Origin of the sequence: Leucobacter japonicus, assembly GCF_001273855.1 — a bacterium.
GTDB classification, from domain to species: domain Bacteria; phylum Actinomycetota; class Actinomycetes; order Actinomycetales; family Microbacteriaceae; genus Leucobacter; species Leucobacter japonicus.
In genome coordinates this window covers 1-248 of the sequence record NZ_JHBX01000017.1, presented here as the reverse complement: position 1 = coordinate 248, position 248 = coordinate 1, and the positions used below count along the sequence as shown (strand labels likewise).

Below are 248 nucleotides of genomic sequence, written 5' to 3'. Positions count from 1 at the left end.
GGGGCGGTGATCCGTAGGATCCGGATGGATCTGGACAAGTGGGATCGTCTCGACCGTTCCGGACGCGACCAATCCATCGGCCGGTTCCAGTCCAACGGCGCACCGCTCACGAGCAGCCCGCACGGGGCGGCGGCTGAGTTCGATGAACCTGACTTCGAGGCGAAGACCCCGATCGGGTTCACGGTGATCCCGGAGTTCTCCCATATGGCGAGGGCCCGCCCGGTCGAGGCTCACGAGCGGATCTTCCG

1 pseudogene is annotated in these 248 nt (G+C 66.1%); it reads left to right on the top strand.

Features of this window, described 5'->3' with window-relative positions:
* A pseudogene (locus AMS67_RS00040) lies at positions 1-248 on the top strand (Dyp-type peroxidase); the annotation flags it as partial.